Source organism: Rhabdobacter roseus, from assembly GCF_014202275.1.
In the GTDB taxonomy this organism is placed as follows: Bacteria; Bacteroidota; Bacteroidia; order Cytophagales; family Spirosomataceae; genus Rhabdobacter; species Rhabdobacter roseus.
This window is the reverse complement of sequence record NZ_JACHGF010000004.1, coordinates 379,737-398,415: the sequence shown is the minus strand read 5'-3', so window position 1 is coordinate 398,415 and position 18,679 is coordinate 379,737. Positions and strand designations below refer to the sequence as shown.

Below are 18,679 nucleotides of genomic sequence, written 5' to 3'. Positions count from 1 at the left end.
CCTGGGTAGTTTGGCTTCCGGCACCGGGCAGGCCGTCGGGGGAATAGTACCTGGATTAATCCAAGCTAAAGTACCTGCCAACGCAATACCCCCTTTTTTACTTTTGTGCTTGCTTTTATAACTATTCTAAGTCTGTGCAGGCCACCGAGCTGGCCTTCTGGCTCGAGATTATTCTTTTCTAAGTACTTGACTGCTTGCTGCTTTTTAGTAAATTTACCCGCTATTCAAAACAATCTGAACCTATGAAGACCAACGTCATATCCGAAAACGCTCCCCTGCAAAGCCTCGACGAGTGGGAGGACGACCTGCTGGAGCGCTACCCTGAACCCGCCCAACCGGCCAAAGCCAAAGAAGAATTCCGTAACTACGACGAGCCGGGGCGCGATACCGTCCGCGAGTTTTACCGCCTCAACCATACCTACCAAACCTACGATTTCGTGCTGGAAAAGGAGCGGGAGTTCCTCAAATTTGACAAGCGCGAGATGTCTATCTGGGACGCCTTCGACTTCCTCAATACCCTCGTCGACGACTCCGACCCCGACACCGACCTGGATCAGTTGCAGCACCTGCTGCAAACCTCGGAGGCCATCCGGGCCGACGGCCACCCCGACTGGTTTGTGCTGGTAGGGCTCATGCACGACCTGGGCAAGGTACTTTGCCTGTTTGGCGAGCCGCAGTGGGCCGTCGTGGGCGACACCTTCCCCGTGGGCTGCGCCCATTCCGACAAGATCGTGTACCCGGAGTTTTTCCAGGCCAACCCCGATACCTACGACGAGCGCTACAATACTAAGTACGGCGTATATGAGCCCAACTGCGGCCTGCGCAACGTCCACATGTCGTGGGGGCACGACGAGTACATTTACCAAATGCTGAAAGACTACCTACCCCAGGAAGGCCTCTACATGCTGCGGTACCACTCGTTCTATTCGCAGCACCGCGAGCACGCCTACGAGCACCTCATGGACGAGCACGACCACGAGATGTTCAAGTGGGTCGATAAATTCAACCCCTACGACTTGTACTCCAAGTCACCGGTTCCGCCCAACTGGCAGGAGCTGAAACCCTACTACCAACAGCTGGTAGAGAAGTACCTTCCCAGGACGATTAAGTTTTAGAAGAGAAATAAGCCCCACAGAATAGCCGCCGGATAATCCCCGGCGGCTATTATTTTTCGTAGGGTGCTTGTGCGGCAAGGTACCTGCGCTGTACCTTTGAAGGTACCTCTACCGGCTCTTCCTCTTCATGTTAGCTTTTTCGATTGTCGTGTACCTGCTGCTGAACCTGGGCATTGGCCTGTGGGCTTCGCGCCGCGTGGCTACTACCAAAGACTTCATCCTGGCCGGACGCCAACTCCCCCTGGCGCTGGCGGCGGCGGCGACCTTTGCTACCTGGTTTGGCTCCGAGACCATCATGGGCGCACCCGGTGAGTTTATCAAGCACGGGGTACTGGGCATCATCGAAGATCCGTTTGGGGCGGCGCTCTGTCTGTTTCTGGTGGGGATTTTCTTCGCGCGGCGTTTTTATAAAATGAACATCATTACGTTTTGTGATTTTTTTCGGCTGCGCTTTGGGCGCTCGGCGGAGCTGTCTTCAGCCCTGCTTATTATTCCTTCCTACTTCAGCTGGATCGCCGCGCAGCTGCTGGCAATGGGTACCGTGCTGCGGGTCGTGTTGGGGTGGTCGCTCACGACTTGTATTCTGCTCAGTTCGGCGGTCGTGATTTTGTATACGCTCAGCGGTGGCATGTGGTCTATTTCCATAACGGACTTCCTCCAAACGCTCATGATCATCGCGGGGCTGGTGTTTGTGTCGGTGCTTTTGTACCAAAAAGTAGGCGGTTTTGCGCCCATTATAGAGAAAATGCCGCCCGGCTTTTTTCGCTTCTACCCTGACTTTACCCTCAAAAGCTCCGTGGAGTACTTTGCGGCCTGGATCACGATTGGACTAGGCTCCATCCCGCAGCAGGATGTGTTTCAGCGGGTCATGGCGGCCAAGTCGGCCGATGTATCCGTGAAAGCGTCGCTGTTGTCGTCGCTGATGTACCTGACCGTAGCCCTGCTACCGCTGTTCATCGGGCTGTGCGGGCATTTGCTCTACCCGGAGCTCGAAGCCAATTCACAGATGATCATCCCCAACATGGTGCTGCTCCATACGGCGCTGCCCATGCAAATCCTTTTCTTTGGGGCGTTGGTATCGGCTATTCTCAGCACCACGAGCAGCGCCATTCTGGCTCCAGCGGCGGTACTGGGCGAGAATATCGTCAAGTTTTTCCGGCCCGAGCTCACCGACCGCCAGTTGCTCCGGACCATCCGGCTGGGCATCGTGGCCATCACGGCAGTCTGTATTGGCATGGCTACCACGCGGGAGAGCATCTTTGAGCTGGTCGCTGAGTCGTCGGCTTTTAGTCTGGTGTCGCTGTTTGTGCCGCTGGCCGCCGGGCTGTACTGGCAGCGGGCCAATCAGCTGGGGTGTATTCTGGCCATGACCGTGGGGCTAGGTACCTGGCTGCTGTGCCTCCAGCTCGACACCAGCTACCCGCCGCTGATCTACGGCCTGCTGGCGAGTATCGCCGGGATGCTGGTGGGGGTAGTAGTGGGGAAGCGAGCCGTGCCGGAGCTGGTGGAGGAGTAGGTACATGATTGTTAACAATGGCGATTTTAGCCATGAGCCGCAGCGTAAGCAACTACGCTGCGGCTCACTTTTGACTACTAAGACCTAATCTTTCGGCGTCCACTCCCGTATCGTCACCGTCACCTTGCCCCGCCGGGCGGTGTTAGGGTAGATGTAGGTGTTGTATTCCATATCATCAACATATATTTCGAAGGTACCTACATCAATTTTTACAGAATCAACATATTCTTTGCTTCGCTCATAGCACGGTGTTGCACTATAGCCTGCTGTAAAGGGTAGTTTTCCATCCAAATAGCACAGGGAGTTAATCCTAAGTTTGCCATCAAAATGTCCTTCAATAGTGGCACTGTATACATTGCCACTTTTAGGAACATGTTTAATCTTATACGCTTTGGAAAAGTCTGTAAACACATATTGTTTGTTGATGTCATCGTGACGCCCGCAGCCAGTTCCTGCTGCCAGTAGGCTAAGTAGCAGAAGCTTAGTTACACAGGTTCGCATTGGTAGTGGGTTGTAAACTGCCGAAGTTCGAATTGTTTGAATCGCTTAATCGCCTACCAGCTCCATTATCAATGGCAGTTTTAACGGCATCCAGGATAGTGGCGTGAGAACTACCGGGAGGAACTTGCTCCGCAATATATCGCCCAAGCCTGTTGTTATGAAAATCCATGCGTGTATTTAAGTCCGGTTCTGAATCTAAATTAGCGGGCTCAGGCTTTCCCTCGTGCGCATCAGCCAATCCTTGAGCTAGCTGAGGCCCCCATACGCTTGTGTTCAGCGCGTTCCAGTAGGCGTGTTTGAAGGCATTTTGATTTGTTCCGTCTTGGTCAGGAAACCAATTGCCATTTTTATAACACCCGTACCGCTGAAAGGAGGCTTCTTCTGCTTCTCTTCTATTAAACCAAGCTTCACGTGCTTTACCATAATTAATCAAAAGCCATTGTTTCTCAGCGGCATTTAGTTCGTAATTAAACCATTGTTGGAACTCAGGGTTTTCGAATACATCGGGTGAAGAGCCAGGGGAGCCATCTACCACCCCACCATTTCCACCCGGGCCACCGCTTCCACCCGGGCCACCGCTTCCACCCGAGCCTCCTCCACCGCTGCCAGCCCAGATACCATAACTGCCATAATTAGTACCGCCGCCACCGGGCCACCAGGTAGTTACACAGGTGGTATTCGTATAAAGATAAGTACATCCAGGTCCGGGAGCGGTTGTTCCTCCTGGACAAGAATACCAATCTGTCACAACACATTGTTGTATAAAGTCACTGGTACGGGCGTTCTTTGTTGATAGTACCTGCTGTGTTATGCTACCTTTTTCAAAAACAAATCCTTTTTGAAGATGGTCAAACCAATCAGTTATGGTAATGATACCCTCAAAGGGCACTACTTTTTTGCGATTTTCAGACCTTTGAAGATATTTATAATCAGGTACTACCTGAATTACCTCATAATGATTTTGACCTTTGCTATCCTTATACAGAATTAAGGCATTCAGCTCGTTTATAGATAGCCCTTTGTCTTGCTTTTTACGCTCTTTTTGTGAAAGATCAAAGAAAGGGGTAATGTTTTTCTCATATTGAAGAGGTACTACTACCGCTTCTGCAAAATCAAATTTATACTTGTATGCTTTTTCCCAAAGCGGCTCTTTCTTGTTTGAGGTTTCACCTGTTGTTCGAAGTCTGCTTTCTTTCTCAGTGATAGTAACATTAAACCAATGCTTCGCTTCAATAAAGCTTAGGTGAGAAGTAGAAATAGTAGGAGCGGGAGGAATTTCATTAGTTAATTTGGTATCCTTACAGGCATCCACTACACACCATAGCAGCATAAAACAAAACAATTTAGCGATTTTCAAAATTTTCTTCATAATGATGTGATTAGTTTATGGCTTCACCTACTCTGTTAGTAGCGGATTTTCGGCAACCTCCGTGGAGGAAACGGTAGTGGGGTTTTTTTACAAAAAAAATGCTCTCAAGCAAGAAGATGCAAAAAGAGCACAGTAAATTTAGTAAACGGTCAACTATGGGAGCAAAAGCGGGTTATAAGCCCCAATTCTCCCGCTACCGCCAGTTTGTAACCTAATCCTGTCCCATAAAATTCATGCTGTTACAAGATGTTATCTTTGAGTAAGATAAAGCCTACGAAAGATGAATACATCGACTCATAACCCTGCCTTTTGGGAAGCGGAAATGCGTGGCGCTAAGTTGCCCGACGAACGCTTTCGACCCAATCTGATTCGGATGTGCTGCCAAATGCAGGCCAAGCCCGGACATTCCTTTTCGGCCGCGTGCGGCCCGTCTGTGCGTAAGTCTGCCCATCGGCTTTTTTCCAAGGACGCCTCGGTTGATATCCAACAGGGCCACCGCCAGATGACCAGCCAGCGCTGCCAGTCCCAGGGCTTGGTGCTGGTCGTGGAGGACACGACGGACCTGAACTTCTCGGGCCATGGACATACCCAGGGTCTGGGTAATTTGGGCGGTAGAAGAGACGTCAAAGGGCTGAGTATGCATTCAGCCCTTGCCCTAAGCACAGCAGGCGAGCCTCTGGGGCTGATCGGGCAGCACATCTGGGCTTCCCTCAGCAGTGGTCGCAGCCAGCATGAGCGCACCTACCCCATTGAGCAGAAGGAAAGCTACAAATGGATTCGCACCAAGCAGTGGGTCAACGATTGGCTATCGGGCTACACGGGCCGGGTGCTGGTCGTGGGCGACCGAGAGGCGGACTTCTATGAGCACTTTGCCTGGCCCCGGCAAGAAGCCGTCGAACTGTTGGTGCGGGCGGGCCACCTGCCACGCAAGATTCATCACAACGGGGCGCTCACCACCCTGGGGCTACTCCCGCAGGCTGCCGAGCCCCTGGGCCAGATGAGCGTGGAAGTCTCCCGGCAGAGAGACCGGCAGCCCCGCACGGCGCGACTGCAAGTACGTATTGCCCCCCTGAGCTGTCCACCGCCGTACGCCAAGTCAGGCCCCCGTGTGCCGATGACCCTGGTACATGTGAAGGAGCAGGGTACCCAGGGGGGCGATGAGCCGATTGAGTGGTTTTTGTTGACCACAATGCTGGTAAGTAGCTTTGAGCAGGCCTGCCAAATCGTGGGCTTCTACGCCCTGAGGTGGATCATTGAGCGCTTCCACTTTGTGCTCCGAACCATCCGGCTGGGCATCGTGGCCATCACGGCAGTCTGCATTGGCATGGCCACCACGCGGGAGAGCATCTTTGAGCTGGTCGCTGAGTCGTCGGCTTTTAGCCTGGTGTCGCTGTTTGTGCCGCTGGCCGCCGGGCTGTACTGGCAGCGGGCCAATCAGCTGGGGTGTATTCTGGCCATGACGGTGGGCCTGGGTACCTGGCTGCTATGCCTCCAGCTCGACACCAGCTACCCGCCGCTCATCTACGGCCTGCTAGCGAGTATCGCCGGGATGCTGGTGGGGGTAGTAGTGGGGAAAAGATAATTGGACTATATTTGTTATAAATAAGCAAAGTATATGGATAAGTTATTGGAACGTATTACGCTCAATCCGGAGGTGTGTAGCGGCAAACCCACGCTTAGAAATATGCGCTTTACCGTGACTCAAGTACTCGAATTGCTAGCCTCAGGTATGACACACGCAGAAATTCTTGAAGATTATCCGTACCTGGAGAAAGAGGATATTCAGGCCTGTCTTTTATATGCAGCGCATATGGCTGATGCCCGCACCATCGTAGCTGTCCTTCACAAAGCGGCCTAGCCTTCCTGATGCCCAATTTATTGTTGATAACGCGACCTATGCGCTTCCTGGCCGCGTAGCGGTCGAATGTTTATAGAGTGATGTCTATTGTAGATGATCCTGGCGTGCCTTTAGGTACGCAACCCACCGCTCGTTGCGTACCTAAGAACATCTTGGCTATAAACATCGCGTGCTGATGGTACTTATTTCACTTTATCATCAGTGAGCTAGGCACTACCTCCGGGTGGAATAGAATTCAGCAAACAGCTTGCATCTTACGTTAGCTTTCAGAGGAAAAAGCCTTTTCATGAAAAACGCTCATGAAAAAAGAACCAAGTACCCCTGCCCAGGCTCCCCAGTCCGGCTCGCGCCGCCGTTTCATGAAGTCGTCCTTGGGATGGACCCTCAGCTTGCCTTTGCTGGCTGACCTCAGTCCCTTTGCCTATTCTCCGCCTTCTTTCCCAACCCACAACACCGCTATGCTCGCTTCGGATGATTCAAAAAGTATCATTGGTCCGTACGGCCGCTGGGCCGCCAGCCTCCGGCCCGACCCGCCCACGCTATCGCTCCGGGCGACCCCGCGCAAAAAGCTAAGTACCTGGAAAAAGGAAGCGCTGGCCAAAGTAAAGGAGCTTATGGCGAGTCCGCCCCTAGGCGTACCGGCCACCGTGACGGTAGAAAAAAAATACACCTACGACGGCCTGGACATGGAGGAGCTGAGCTGGCAACTACCCTACGGACGCCCCACCAAAGCGCTGCTATTGAAGCCGGAAGGTACCTCAAAGCCCCTGCCAGGCATCCTGGCTCTGCACGATCATAGTGGCGAGAAATACTACGGTTACGCTAAAATCACCCGTACCTCCGACCAGCAGGATCGCCACATGCAGGAGCACCAGGCGGGCTACTACGGAGGCATAGCCTGGGCCAACGAAATGGCCAAACGGGGCTACGTGGTGTTGGTGCCGGATGCGTTTCTGTTTGGAAGCCGCCGGGTGTACTATGAGGATGTGGAGGGAATCAGTTGGGGAATGACCAAAACCAACAACCGAAGCGACGCCGAAATTTCGAGCCAGGAAGACATCAATACCTATAACGCTTGGGCGTCGGATCACGAGCACGTCGTATCCAAGTCGCTTTTTTGCGCCGGAACCACCTGGCCGGGGGTGGTGCTGGCTGAGGACCAGGCAGCGCTGACCATCCTGAGTCAGCGTTCCGACGTGGATGCCAATAGGCTGGGCTGCGCGGGGCTGTCCGGTGGGGGCCTGCGCACGGTGTACTTAGCGGGGCTCGACGAGCGCATTCGATGCGCCGTCAGCGTGGGTTTTATGTCTACCTGGAACGATTTCCTGCTCCATAAAGCCTACACCCATACCTGGATGGTGTACACCCCGCTGCTGCCCAACTACCTGGAATTTCCGGAAATACTCGGCCTGCGGGCCCCGCTCCCGGTTATGGTTCAAAGTAACAATCAGGACCGGCTGTATACCTTGCCCGAGATGCAAAAGGCCGACGCTATCCTGCGCGAAGTATATGACCTGGCCAAGGCCAGCGATGCCTATCAGGGGCGTTTTTACGACGGCGACCATAAGTTTGATGCCACCATGCAGGCCGACGCCTTCGCCTGGTTTGATCGGTGGTTGGGCTAACCTACCATGTGTACCCGGCTGGTGCCGTCAGTCCCTTTTTCGACCTGAATCTGTACCGGAATGCGGTCCTTCATTTCGTGCCGGTGCGAGATTACCCCCACGATTTTCTGGCTGTCGGACTGGAGTTTTTCCAGCGTATCCAGGGCTGTTTCCAGGCTGTCGGGATCGAGGGTACCAAAGCCTTCGTCAATGAACAAGCTCTCGATCCGGACGTTGCGCGAGGCCAGGTCCGACAGCGCCAGGGCCAGTGCCAGGCTAAGGGTAAAAGTCTCCCCGCCCGAGAGCGTCGTGACGGCCCGGGGCAGGTTGCCCTGGTAGGTATCCAGCACAAACAGGCTGTCGGCTTCGTTGCGGGGTTTGTCCAGCATGTAGCGGTCGGAGAGCAGGCGCAGCCGCAGGTTGGCCAGCCCGATGAGGTTGCTCAGGGTGAGGCTTTGGGCAAAGTTGCTGAAGGTATTGCCCGTGGCGTCGCCGATGAATTTCTTGAGCAGCTCCCACTTGTGCCGCTGGTGCCGCAGTTCGGTGAGCTCCGCCTGAAGGTGGGCAAAGCGTTGCTGATTGCGCGCGTTGGCGTTTAGCTGCTCGGTGTAGGTAGCGGCTTCGCTCAGGTACTGGTCGCGGAATTTGCGGTACTTTTCGGTTTGCAAAAGCAGGTCGTCGAGGAGTACTTCGGGTACTTGTCGGGCCGCTTTTTTACCCGCAAGATCCTCCCGAACGGCCTTCTCCTCCCCCGCCAGCTGCTTATGCCGGTCGCTCAGTGCCTCGCGCTGGTGCTTAAGGCGCTGGTACTCTTCCGTCGGGAGCAGGCGGGCGTTGGCTTCTTCTACGGAAGGTACCCCCATCCTTTGTAAGTGGTCCTCCAGTGTACGCCGGAGATCCGTAAGTACCTGGTCGGTCTCAACTTGCTGCTTTTGGTTTTCCAGCGTCGCTTCGGCGGTGGTTTTGGTTGTATTTTCCCAAGCCTGCCAACGGCGGCGCAGCGCGTTGGCGTCGGCCTGGATGTCGGTACCGGCGTAGCGTTTTTTGAGGGTACTTTGCTGCCAAAGTACCTGCGCGCGAAAATCCTGCAACTGCCCAAAAAAACCCTTCAGGCGCTGGATCGCCTCGCTGGTTTGCTGGGCAATGCGCCAGGCGTTCACCTGGTTGCGCTGGTTAGCGATCGCTACTTTCCGAATTTCTAATTGTTCCTTATCCAGCTCCCCGTCGGGGTACAGGCTGGCGGCCAGGTCTTTCACGAGGGCATCTAGTTTCCGAAAACCCTCGCGCAGCTTTTCCAGCTCCGGAGCCAGGGTATCTACCCCCTTCTGGGCCGCTTGCAGCGAGGCGGCCAAGGTCTGCTCCTGCTTTTGAAGTACCTTCAGCTCGGCTTCGGCGCGCTGGATGGCATCCTGCAAATCCAGAAAATTAGTGAGGTACTCGTGCACGAAAGGGTGGTGCAGCGAGCCGCAAAGCGGACATTCTTCGCCTTCCTTGAGCTGCTTGCGCTGCTCTTCAAAGCTCTGGCGCGTGTAGGCGCGGTCGCGCTGCTCGCGGAGCTGCGTAAGGGTACCTGCGTGTTTTTCCAGCTCCACGCTGAGCTGGGTGAGCCTGGGCGTATCTTGCTGAAGTACCTGGCGGGCTTCTTCCAGCTGCGTTTTTTTGGATTTCCCCTCGGCCTCTAAAAAGGTACGTTGCGTGAGGTAGTTGGAGAGCTCGTTCAGCGATCGTTCCTGTAGGCCTAGTTTTTCCAGTGCACTTTCCGCCTCAAAGTCGGTCGGGAAGCGCGTAAGTACCTCCTGCTGCTTCGCCCATTCTTGCTCCAAAATAGCCAGCGAGGCTTCCAGGTCTTTGACGGGTAGTTTTTGCAAGAAAGGCACCCGGGAGGTCTCCACCTCCTGCTGGATTGCCGCCATCAGCGGCGAGGCCTGCGCGCGCTGCTCCTTGATCTGCCCCTCCAGTGCCAGGATTTCCTTCTCAAAAGCATCCAGGCTCGCCAGCCAGTTTTCGGAGGTAACGTCGTTTTGCCCCGTCAATAGGCCGCCTTCGTACAGCAGCTGCGTGTGCTCGTTGGCGAGTTGCTGGGCGCGTTTGGCCAAAACCTCCGCCTGCTGTTGCAGCTTGTCGCGCGAGGTATTTTTTTCTTTCAAAAGCGCCAGGTCACTGGCAAACTCCCGCACCGACTCGTGCTGCCGGAGCTGCTCTTCCGAAGGTGCAAAAGCCGTGAGCTGCTGGTGGAGCGCCGCCTGCGCCTGCGCCAGTTTTTCCAGCTTTTGGCTAAGTACCTTTTCCTCTTCCAGGAGGCGTTTTTCGGTGTCCCAGTACTGATACTGCGTTTCGGCTACCTGCCGCTCGGCTTCGGCCTGCTGGCGTTTTTGGTGCAGGCTAGTGATCTCCTCGTCGGTCAGGAGCCGCACGCCCTGCATTTCGGCCTCTTTGAGGCGTAGTTTTTCGGCCCACTCTTTGTCTTTTTCAAAGGCCGCCGCACCGAGCTTGCGGTACAGGTGGGTACCCGTGATGTCTTCCAGCAGGCGTCCGCGCGCGTTTTTGTCGGCTTTCAGGAATTCCGCAAAACTACCCTGCGCCAGGATGATCGACTTCACAAACTGCTCGTACCGCAGGCCGATCAGCTGGGCGTTCACCTCGGGGTAGTCGGAGAGTTTCTTGACGTCCAAAAGTACCCCCGAGGGTAGTTCGGCGATTTCCATCTGGTAGTTGTTCCAGTTGCCGTTGCGGTTTTTGGCAATGGACCAGCGCGAGCGGTACTGCTTGCCGCGGGCTTCGTACTCCACTTCGGCGTAGGCTTCGCTGCGGGCTTCGTCGGCGGCTTTCAGGTTCACCACCGAGCCCTGCTTGTCGATCTCGGTTTTGGAGATGGTGCGCCCAAAGCGGGGTACTTCGTTGTAGAGCGCCAGCGTGATCACGTCCAGCAGGGTAGATTTGCCCGCCCCCGTAGCCCCCGAAATAATGAACAGCCCCGTGGTCGAGAGCGGGCTCCCGGTGAAGTCGATGGCCGGATGCTCGCCGTAAAACGAGTTGATATTTCTAAACCGAATGCGAAGAATTTTCATGTTTGCGGAGGGAATGAATGCGCCTCGTCGACCTCGGTCAGTAGCTCCTCAAAGGCCTCCAGCAGCAGCGCCTGGGTAGGCTCATCGAGCTGCTCGGCGGCCAGGCGGCGCAGAAACACCTCGCGGGGCGTGAGGTCCTCAATGTCGGTACCTACGCTGAAGAGCTCGTCGGCTTCTTTGAGGCGATTTTCAAACGTGAGGCGCGGCTTGATGATCCGGAAGTCGGCCTTTTCAAATTCGCGCAGCAACAAATCGAAGCGCACGCTTTTCTGGGGGTCAAAGGTAGGCTCCACGACGTTGAGCTCCAGCAGGGCCTCCAGGGTACCTTGCGCCTGAAAGGCTTGGAGGCTTTCCCAGACTTCGTCCAGCGAGCCGGTGAAAGTACGGAGCTCGCGGAGGCGGGGCGTAGGAAGTACCTCCACCTGCACGGGTTTGTCGGATTCGAGCGTGAGCTCGAGCAGGTACTTGGGGTCATGGCGCTCGCTAAAGCTGAGCGGCAGCGGCGAGCCGGAGTACCGCACGCGCTCGCTGAGTTTTTGGGGTTTGTGAATGTGGCCCAGCGCCAGATAGTCGAAGCCCTCGGGGAAGTGGTCGCAACTAAAGGCCGCCAGCCCGCCCACGGCGTGGATCTCGCGCTCGCTGTCGGACACGGTAGCGCCCTGCACGTACAGGTGGCCCATGCCGAACAGCGTCAGGCCGCGGTACTGCGCCTGGTGGAGGTCCAGGTGGCGCTGGTAGTGCTGCCGGATACCCTGCCGGATGGCCTCGGAGCGGTCGTCGTAGCTTTGGCCCGACACCGACCGCCGCAGGTCCACGTCGCGTAGGTAAGGTACCGCCGCTATGGCCAGGTTCAGGTCGTCAAAAATTAAAAGCGAATCGGCGCAGTCGTCGGTGGCGCAGCCCACAATCCGGACGTCCATGTGGCGTAGGATTTCGCGCGGGGCGTTAAGTACCCCCGGCGAGTCGTGGTTGCCGCCCGTAATGACCACCCGGCACCGGCAGCCGATCAGCCGCTGCAAAAAACGGTAGTAGAGCGTGAGGGCGGCGCTGGACGGAAAAGCCGTATCGAAGACGTCCCCCGCCACCAGCAGCAAGTCAATGCGCCGCTCCTCGATGAGGTCGCCCAGCCAATCCAGAAAAAGGCGGTGGTCTTCTTCAAGAGGGTACTTGTGCAGCTGCTTGCCAATGTGCCAGTCGGCGGTGTGGAGTATTTTCATGAATAGCGAATCAGTACTCAGTCATTTTTCAAATTCTCATTCTCCTCTTGTACCCAAGCCAGCCACTGCCCCTGGGCTTTCATCACCTGCTCGATGAGGTCGCGCACGGCCCCGTGACCACCCGTGCGGGGCGACACGTAGTCGGCTATGGCCAGGATCTCGTCTACGGCGTCGGCAGGGCAGGCCGCCAGCACGTCGCGTTGCATTACCTCGAAGTCCGGGATGTCATCGCCCATGTACACGATTTCCGTCTCACTCAGTCCGTTGTCCCGCAGGTACTTTTCAAATACGGCCAATTTACCGTCGGGCGAAGCACCGATGAAGATGTCGCGCACGCCCAGGTACTCGAGCCGCCTGCGCACGCCGCCCTGGTTTTGGGCCGAGAGAATGGCCACCCGGTACCCCATTTTCAGGGCGCGGTTGATGCCGTAGCCGTCGCGCACGTTGAACGTGCGCGGCTGCTCGCCGGTCTCGAGGGCCAGTACACTGCCGTCGGTAAGTACCCCGTCGACATCGAAGATAAACGTACTAATGCGTTGAAAGCGATCGGATAAAGGCGGATGCATAAGGTCAGTCTTTAGGATTATAATGGGTACTTACCAAAAGCCGATGGTTGACTTCCCGCAGGTACCTCATTGGTTCAACACGAAATTAGCGTTAATTTTGATTTTTCCCTAGCCCGGAAATTATCCTTTGCCCCGCATGGACATCCAATCACTTGCCGAAAAGTACCAAAACGAGATTCTCCAAAATGTAGTACCTTTTTGGGAAAAGAATGCGTTCGATCCGCTCTACGGCGGGGTCTACGAAGCCATTAGTGAAAGCGGGGAGGTACTTTCTACGGATAAAAACGTAGGATGCCAGTGGCAGGCTGTGTGGACTTTTTCAGTGGTGTACCATACCCTGGAGCCGCGCCCGGAATGGCTGGAGCTGGCCCGCCGCACGGCCGCGTTTGCCTGGGAGAAAGGCCGCCACCCCAAAGGAAACTGGTACCAGAAGCTGGACCGCCGGGGCGTGGTGGTAGCCGAAGCCACCGACTATGCTCCGGCCCTACTGGCCACCATGGCCCTGGGGCAGCTCTTCCGGGCCACGGGCGAAGGTACCTACGCCGAAACGGCACAAAAGCTACTGACCCAAACCCTCAAGCGCCGGGATACCTCCCTGCGCAAGCAGCGGGCCGACGGCACTAAAAGGTACCTCAAGCCCCTCGCCGACGGCGCGCTGATCGGGCGGGCGCTACTGGAGTCGGAAGCGTTCCTGGACCGAAAAGTCCACAAAGGCCTGGTGGCGGAGTTTGTCCATGAGCTCATGAACGACTTTTACGACAAACGGACGGATATTTTGCTGGACCACGTCACGCCCGAAGGGCACTTCTGGGACTGCCCCCAAGGCCGCACGCTGGTACCGGGCCGCGTTTTTGAAGTAGCCAGTTGCCTCATGGAGCTTGCCGAACGAACCCGCAACCGAAAGCTGCTAAGCCAGATGGTGGATCTCGTGGAACTCACCATGCAGGCCGCCTGGGACGAGCCGCTCGGTGGTTTTTTTCACAAAATGGACATCAAGAGCCTGCCGCCCCTGGAGCCCGACTGGTGCCACAAGCTATGGTGGGTACAGCTGGAAGCGCTCCCGGCCCTGCTGAAGGCGCACCTGGTGTCGGCGCGCCCAGGCTTTCTGGCGCGGTTTGAGCAGTTGCACGAGTACCTCTGGGCACACTTCCCGGACCCGGCGCAGGGCGAGTGGTACGGCTGGCTCGACCGCGAGGCGAGGCCGTACCTCCGCCACAAAATCACGGCCGATAAAGGGTGTTTTTATACTATAAAAAACCTGTTGGCCACCAGCCAACTCCTCCGCCTGGCGGCCGACACCGAGCGGTCGGCCCGCAGCCCGAAGGTGGTATTGGCTCAGTCCATCCCGAAATGACGTAGCCGGATGCTCTCTGTAAGCTGGCGGTACAAGCCCGTCCACTCGGGACTCACCGGTTGTAGGTATGCCAGGTGCTGGCTCGTGATGGACCAGTCGTTTCGTCGGGCCGGGCCGGTTTGGGCCAGGGCCGGGTCAGTGGAAGCCAGGGCTTTTTCGCAGGTTTCGCGGATGAGGGGTTTGAGCAGGGTGAAATCCAGCTGCTCGCGGGCCAGCAAGTCGTGGGCGATGGTGAGGAGGTGGTTGGTAAAATTACAGGCAAAAACGGCCCCGATGTGCAGTACCTGCCGCTCCTCGGAGTCGACGCGGTACACCTGGGTACTTACCGAGCGGGCCAGTGCCGTCAGTTCCTGCTCGGTATCGGCGTCGGTGGCCTCTATGCAAAACGGAATCTGGGCGTAGTCCAGGGGTACTCCTTTCGTGAAGGTTTGTAAAGGATAAAGTACCCCCGTGCGCACGGGTACGTCGCTGTAAATGCCCACCAGCCGCTGTAGCTCCGCCAGCGACTGCGTGCCCGAGGTGTGCACCAGCATGACGCCGTCGGGCAGGACGATGCGCTCGATGATCCCCGCCAGGGCGTCATCGGCCGCCGCAATGACGATCAGGGCCGATTCGCTTTCGGCAAAGTTGAGATCCGGCTGAATGGTGGCGTCGTACAGCAGCGTAGTAAGCAGGCGGGCGTTCTGGCTGTCGCGGCTGTAGACTTCGTTCACCACGTGGCCGGCGTTCTCGAAGGCTTGCGCCAGATGCCAGGCTACATTACCGGCTCCGACGAAGGAAATTTTCATAGCAAAGGTTGGTTTAGGCCCATAAACTCGGTAAGTCGTGGAGCAAGTTAGGAGAACTCAGGTAACCTAGCGTATTTTAAGGCAAAAAAAGTAACTCACCACGGCTTAAAGTACCCTCCGGAAAGAGCGATTGGGTACTTATTGAAAATAATGACGTAGTTTTTCATTTTTGTTACAATCTTTTTACGCTTCAGATCTTGCCAAGCAAACCCCACATTGATGTAGTTATTCCCGCTTTCAACGAAGAAAACGCCGTCGGGAACGTGGTCCGCGACCTGCCCCGGAGCTGGGTACGTGAGGTCGTAGTGGTGAATAACAACTCCCGCGATGACACCCGCCGGGCCGCCGAAGCGGCGGGCGCAACCGTACTCGACGAACCCCGCCAGGGCTACGGCTACGCCTGCCTGCGGGGCATTGAGTACCTAAAGCATAAAGAAGTACCTCCCGAGGTGGTGGTGTTTATCGACGCCGACTACTCCGACTACCCCGAGGAGCTACCTACGCTGGTGCAGCATCTGACGGACCACCAGCTCGACCTGGTGATTGGCTCCCGGGCGCTGGGGAAGCGACAGCGGGGCTCCATGACGCCCCAGCAAGTATTTGGCAACTGGCTGGCCACCACGCTCATGCGCTGGCTCTACGGCATTCACTACACCGACCTGGGGCCTTTTAGGGCGGTGCGCTTCGCTACATTACTGGAAATGAACATGCAGGATAAAACCTACGGCTGGACGGTGGAGATGCAGCTCAAGGCCGCTAAACTGGGTTTTGCCGTGGGCGAAGTACCCGTTACCTACCGCGTCCGGATCGGCCACTCCAAGGTGTCAGGTACCCTGAAAGGTACTTTGCTGGCGGGTTACAAAATTTTATCCTGGATTTTTAAGTATAGATAACCCTCTTTTCGCTCCTAATCGTGTAACTTACTTTATCTTTGGTACTTCAAGCAGCTCAATCCAGACCTTCTTTTATATGAAGCACACTTTACACGCTATTGCCTTATCAGCGCTTTGTTTTTCCTACGTTTCCGCCCAGGATTGTAAACCTACCCTCAACCTGACGGGTACCACCAACGTCTGTGAGGGCGAGTCGCTGGAGCTGCGCGTCCAGAACGGCGCGGGCAAAACCATTCGCTGGCAAAAAGACGGAAGGTACCTCACCAACCGCCAAAGTACCCTACAGGTCATTGAAAGCGGCGAATACCGCGCCGAAGGTACCACGCGCAAAGAGCGCTGGGAATGGGCTGGCTCCGGTGCCGCTCCTACCAGTACCTCCCTCTATGACATGCAGTACCTGCCTGGCGGCACCGGGTACCTGGTGGGCGACAAAGGTACCTTTCAGAAAACCACCAACGGCCAAACCTGGACGCCGATCCGTACCTCGCTGACGGCCAATCTCCGCAAGCTTTTCTTTGCCGACGCCCAAACGGGCTGGGTGGTGAGCGAGCAGGGTACTTTGCACAAAACCACCGACGGCGGCACCACCTGGACCGCCCAAACCAGCTACACCGGTGGTGCGGTGAGTAAGCTGTACTTTGCCAGCGCCCAAACGGGCTGGATCTTGGCCAACCAAAAACTACTAAAAACCACCGACGGCGGCACCACCTGGACTACCCTCAGCGGCCCCGCTTCCGAGCTGCGGGATTTTTCGTGGGTGGATGACTCCCTGGGCTGGGCTACCAACACCACCGGACTCTACAAAACCACCGACGGGGGTACTTCCTGGGCCCTGGTTCGGGCAAAGCAGGGACAGGAAAACCTGGGTAACGTCCATTTTTCGGATGCGCAACACGGCATTCTCTCGGTTTATCGCCAGGAGCTTACGGGGGCGGGGTACTTTGCGATGCTTCGTACTCAAGACGGCGGAAGTACCTGGGAACAGGCTTCGCTGGGAGGCAAAAGTACCTCGGACCAACTCGGTATTGCGGGGCTTACGTCCTTGAAAGCGCACTTTGTTTCGCCTGCTGAAGGGTACTTTTTTTGTGAATATACCGCCCAGGAAGCCATGACGACCTGGGCCAGTAAGGCCATCTTTGCGACCCTCGATGGGGGTAAAACCTGGACTAAGGTGTTTGATGCCCGTAACTGCGGCGCGCGCGATGCCGCTGGCTGCCCCAGTGGCATGGCCTACCTGCCCATCAACGCGTTTGGGGTGCTGGAAAGCGGAACGGTAGGTACCGTGGGCGGCGGGGGCTTCAACTACCTGCTGTCGTTGCCTGTGGAGAACTCCGCTACCGTGCCGGGCCTGCGTACCTTCCAGAACCTAACTTCCGTCCTGGCTTTTGACAACAATACCGTTGAGGTAGTGGGTGGGCAAATGCCCGTGTTTACCGGCTCCCGGCCCTTCGGCGACCACCCTTCCAACTTCAGCGTCCAGCTTGCTTCAACCGACGGCGGCGCTACCTGGCGGAAAGACGAGCGGTCGTTTCGGGTACCTTACCAGGAAATCCGGGCCGGTGACGCCGAGATGAGCTGGCGCGCGGGCTACAACAGCCTGAGCTTTACGTACGACAAAGGCAAAACCTGGACCGAGCTCTTTAAGAAGCGCTACGACTACACGGTGTACTCCGCCCAGATGGACTACGAAACCTACGGCTGGATGGTTGCCAACAAAAGCATGGGGTACCTGAACAATTCCCTCTACCGCTTCAACGTGGAAGACAACGGCGACGTGGTCAGGACCCTCGTGGAGTTACCCTACGGCGGTGATCCGGCCCTGGGCAATGGCGACGACACCAGCCGGATGAATCCGTTAAAAATTTACTTTTTCTCGCCCGAGGTTGGTTATGTTACCACCACCAAAGGGAAATTATTCCGGACTACCGACGAGGGCTACACCTGGGAAGCCCTAAGTACCCAAAGCAACCGCATTTTGTACGATATTAACTTCGTGGGTGATTTGACGGGCTTTGTGGTTGGCCCCGACGGCATTCAAAAAACCACCGACGGCGGCGACAGCTGGAGCTACGTACTTCGGGATGTGGCTTTTAAAGGAATCCGTTTTTTGAACCCCCAGGAAGGATATGCCGTGGGGGACGGGCTGTACCAAACTACCGACGGGGGTACCCGCTGGGAAAAGATAGACCTGGGAGCCGAAGTAAGCCTGAATGCCATCGCCTTCATGGATCGCAACCACGCCTGGGCCGTGGGTGATTTCGGCGTGGTATACCGCCTGGTGACGGATGTCTGCCAAACGCTCTCCGAGCCCGTGGTAGTGAACGTGAATCCTTTTCCAGAGCCTCCGGTCATCACGGCCAGCGGCGAGCTGAAGCTGGTGTCGAGCGTGCCGACCGGCAACCAATGGTACCTCAACGGCACGGCCGTCAATGGCGCTACGGCGGCTGAGTATGCGCCCCTGGCGTCGGGTACGTACACCGTCACCACCACCGAGAACGGTTGTGCCAGCGAATTTTCGGAAGGATTTACTTTCACCATTACCTCGGACGACCCTCTGCTGGCGTCGGCCGTGACGGTGTACCCCAACCCTACCTCGGAGCAGCTGTACGTGAAGCTCAAGGCGCTGGGCCAGCCCGTGAGCCTGGAGCTGTATTCGCTGCAAGGCGTGCGGGTCGCTCAGAAAAACATAGCCGCTACCAATCAGGAAACGGTGGTACCTTTAGAGCTGGCAGGCCTGCCGACGGGCGCGTACGTGCTGCGCATCCGGAGTGGTACCTTCTCCCAAAGCAGTAAGGTACTTGTGAGCAAATAGTAAGGGGTATGACAGACA

The 18,679-nt window shown here is 56.4% G+C and carries 14 protein-coding genes; 8 read left to right on the top strand and 6 right to left on the bottom strand.

Annotated elements, in window-relative coordinates; translation table 11 throughout:
• Positions 1-242: 242 nt before the first annotated feature.
• On the top strand, positions 243-1,115 hold the full coding sequence (locus tag HNQ92_RS15710; RefSeq protein ID WP_184175000.1) for an inositol oxygenase family protein: 873 nt from the start codon (positions 243-245) through the stop codon (positions 1,113-1,115).
• A 127-nt stretch (positions 1,116-1,242) separates the two neighbouring features.
• Positions 1,243-2,631 (top strand): high affinity choline transporter 1, encoded by a 1,389-nt coding sequence (locus HNQ92_RS15705; RefSeq protein ID WP_184174999.1) that lies wholly within the window; start codon positions 1,243-1,245, stop codon positions 2,629-2,631.
• An 84-nt stretch (positions 2,632-2,715) separates the two neighbouring features.
• On the opposite strand, the gene HNQ92_RS15700 is transcribed toward HNQ92_RS15705, so the two are convergent.
• Positions 2,716-3,132, bottom strand: a complete 417-nt coding sequence (locus tag HNQ92_RS15700; protein ID WP_184174998.1) for a hypothetical protein — start codon at positions 3,130-3,132, stop codon at positions 2,716-2,718.
• Entirely contained in the window at positions 3,113-4,501 is a 1,389-nt protein-coding gene (locus tag HNQ92_RS15695) for a DUF6973 domain-containing protein (protein WP_184174997.1), read from the bottom strand. Before HNQ92_RS15695 ends, HNQ92_RS15700 begins: the two co-directional genes overlap by 20 nt.
• Before the next feature lie 280 nt (positions 4,502-4,781).
• Here HNQ92_RS15695 and HNQ92_RS15690 point away from each other — a divergent pair, with 280 nt between their 5' ends.
• From HNQ92_RS15690 to HNQ92_RS15680, 3 genes are all read left to right on the top strand, one after another.
• Complete coding sequence (locus HNQ92_RS15690) at positions 4,782-6,083, top strand: IS4 family transposase (protein WP_184174996.1); 1,302 nt, start codon at positions 4,782-4,784, stop codon at positions 6,081-6,083.
• A 33-nt stretch (positions 6,084-6,116) separates the two neighbouring features.
• On the top strand, positions 6,117-6,359 hold the full coding sequence (locus HNQ92_RS15685) for a DUF433 domain-containing protein (protein WP_184174995.1): 243 nt from the start codon (positions 6,117-6,119) through the stop codon (positions 6,357-6,359).
• Positions 6,360-6,658: 299 nt separating this feature from the next.
• Positions 6,659-7,984: a prolyl oligopeptidase family serine peptidase gene (locus HNQ92_RS15680; protein WP_184174994.1), complete on the top strand. Its 1,326-nt coding sequence runs from the start codon at positions 6,659-6,661 to the stop codon at positions 7,982-7,984.
• Here HNQ92_RS15680 and HNQ92_RS15675 read toward each other — a convergent pair.
• The 3 genes from HNQ92_RS15675 to HNQ92_RS15665 are packed head-to-tail and all read right to left on the bottom strand — an operon-like array spanning position 7,981 to position 12,814.
• A complete protein-coding gene (locus tag HNQ92_RS15675; protein ID WP_184174993.1) occupies positions 7,981-11,031 on the bottom strand; it encodes an SbcC/MukB-like Walker B domain-containing protein in 3,051 nt (1,016 codons plus the stop codon). The genes HNQ92_RS15680 and HNQ92_RS15675 overlap by 4 nt on opposite strands.
• Complete coding sequence (locus HNQ92_RS15670) at positions 11,028-12,248, bottom strand: exonuclease SbcCD subunit D C-terminal domain-containing protein (RefSeq protein WP_184174992.1); 1,221 nt, start codon at positions 12,246-12,248, stop codon at positions 11,028-11,030. The genes HNQ92_RS15675 and HNQ92_RS15670 overlap by 4 nt, the downstream gene beginning before the upstream one ends.
• A 17-nt stretch (positions 12,249-12,265) precedes the next feature.
• Positions 12,266-12,814, bottom strand: a complete 549-nt coding sequence (locus HNQ92_RS15665) for a KdsC family phosphatase (protein ID WP_184174991.1) — start codon at positions 12,812-12,814, stop codon at positions 12,266-12,268.
• Between the two features lie 136 nt (positions 12,815-12,950).
• On the opposite strand from HNQ92_RS15665, the gene HNQ92_RS15660 reads away from it, so the two are divergent.
• Positions 12,951-14,168, top strand: coding sequence for an AGE family epimerase/isomerase (locus HNQ92_RS15660; protein ID WP_184174990.1), 1,218 nt, complete (start codon positions 12,951-12,953; stop codon positions 14,166-14,168).
• On the opposite strand, the gene HNQ92_RS15655 is transcribed toward HNQ92_RS15660, so the two are convergent.
• Complete coding sequence (locus tag HNQ92_RS15655; RefSeq protein WP_184174989.1) at positions 14,150-14,956, bottom strand: Rossmann-like and DUF2520 domain-containing protein; 807 nt, start codon at positions 14,954-14,956, stop codon at positions 14,150-14,152. The genes HNQ92_RS15660 and HNQ92_RS15655 overlap by 19 nt on opposite strands.
• 197 nt (positions 14,957-15,153) lie before the next feature.
• On the opposite strand from HNQ92_RS15655, the gene HNQ92_RS15650 reads away from it, so the two are divergent.
• Together HNQ92_RS15650 and HNQ92_RS15645 are read left to right on the top strand one after the other, a co-directional pair.
• Positions 15,154-15,849: a glycosyltransferase family 2 protein gene (locus HNQ92_RS15650; protein ID WP_221307465.1), complete on the top strand. Its 696-nt coding sequence runs from the start codon at positions 15,154-15,156 to the stop codon at positions 15,847-15,849.
• Between the two features lie 76 nt (positions 15,850-15,925).
• On the top strand, positions 15,926-18,661 hold the full coding sequence (locus tag HNQ92_RS15645) for a YCF48-related protein (protein ID WP_184174988.1): 2,736 nt from the start codon (positions 15,926-15,928) through the stop codon (positions 18,659-18,661).
• The last annotated feature ends 18 nt before the right edge of the window (positions 18,662-18,679 follow it).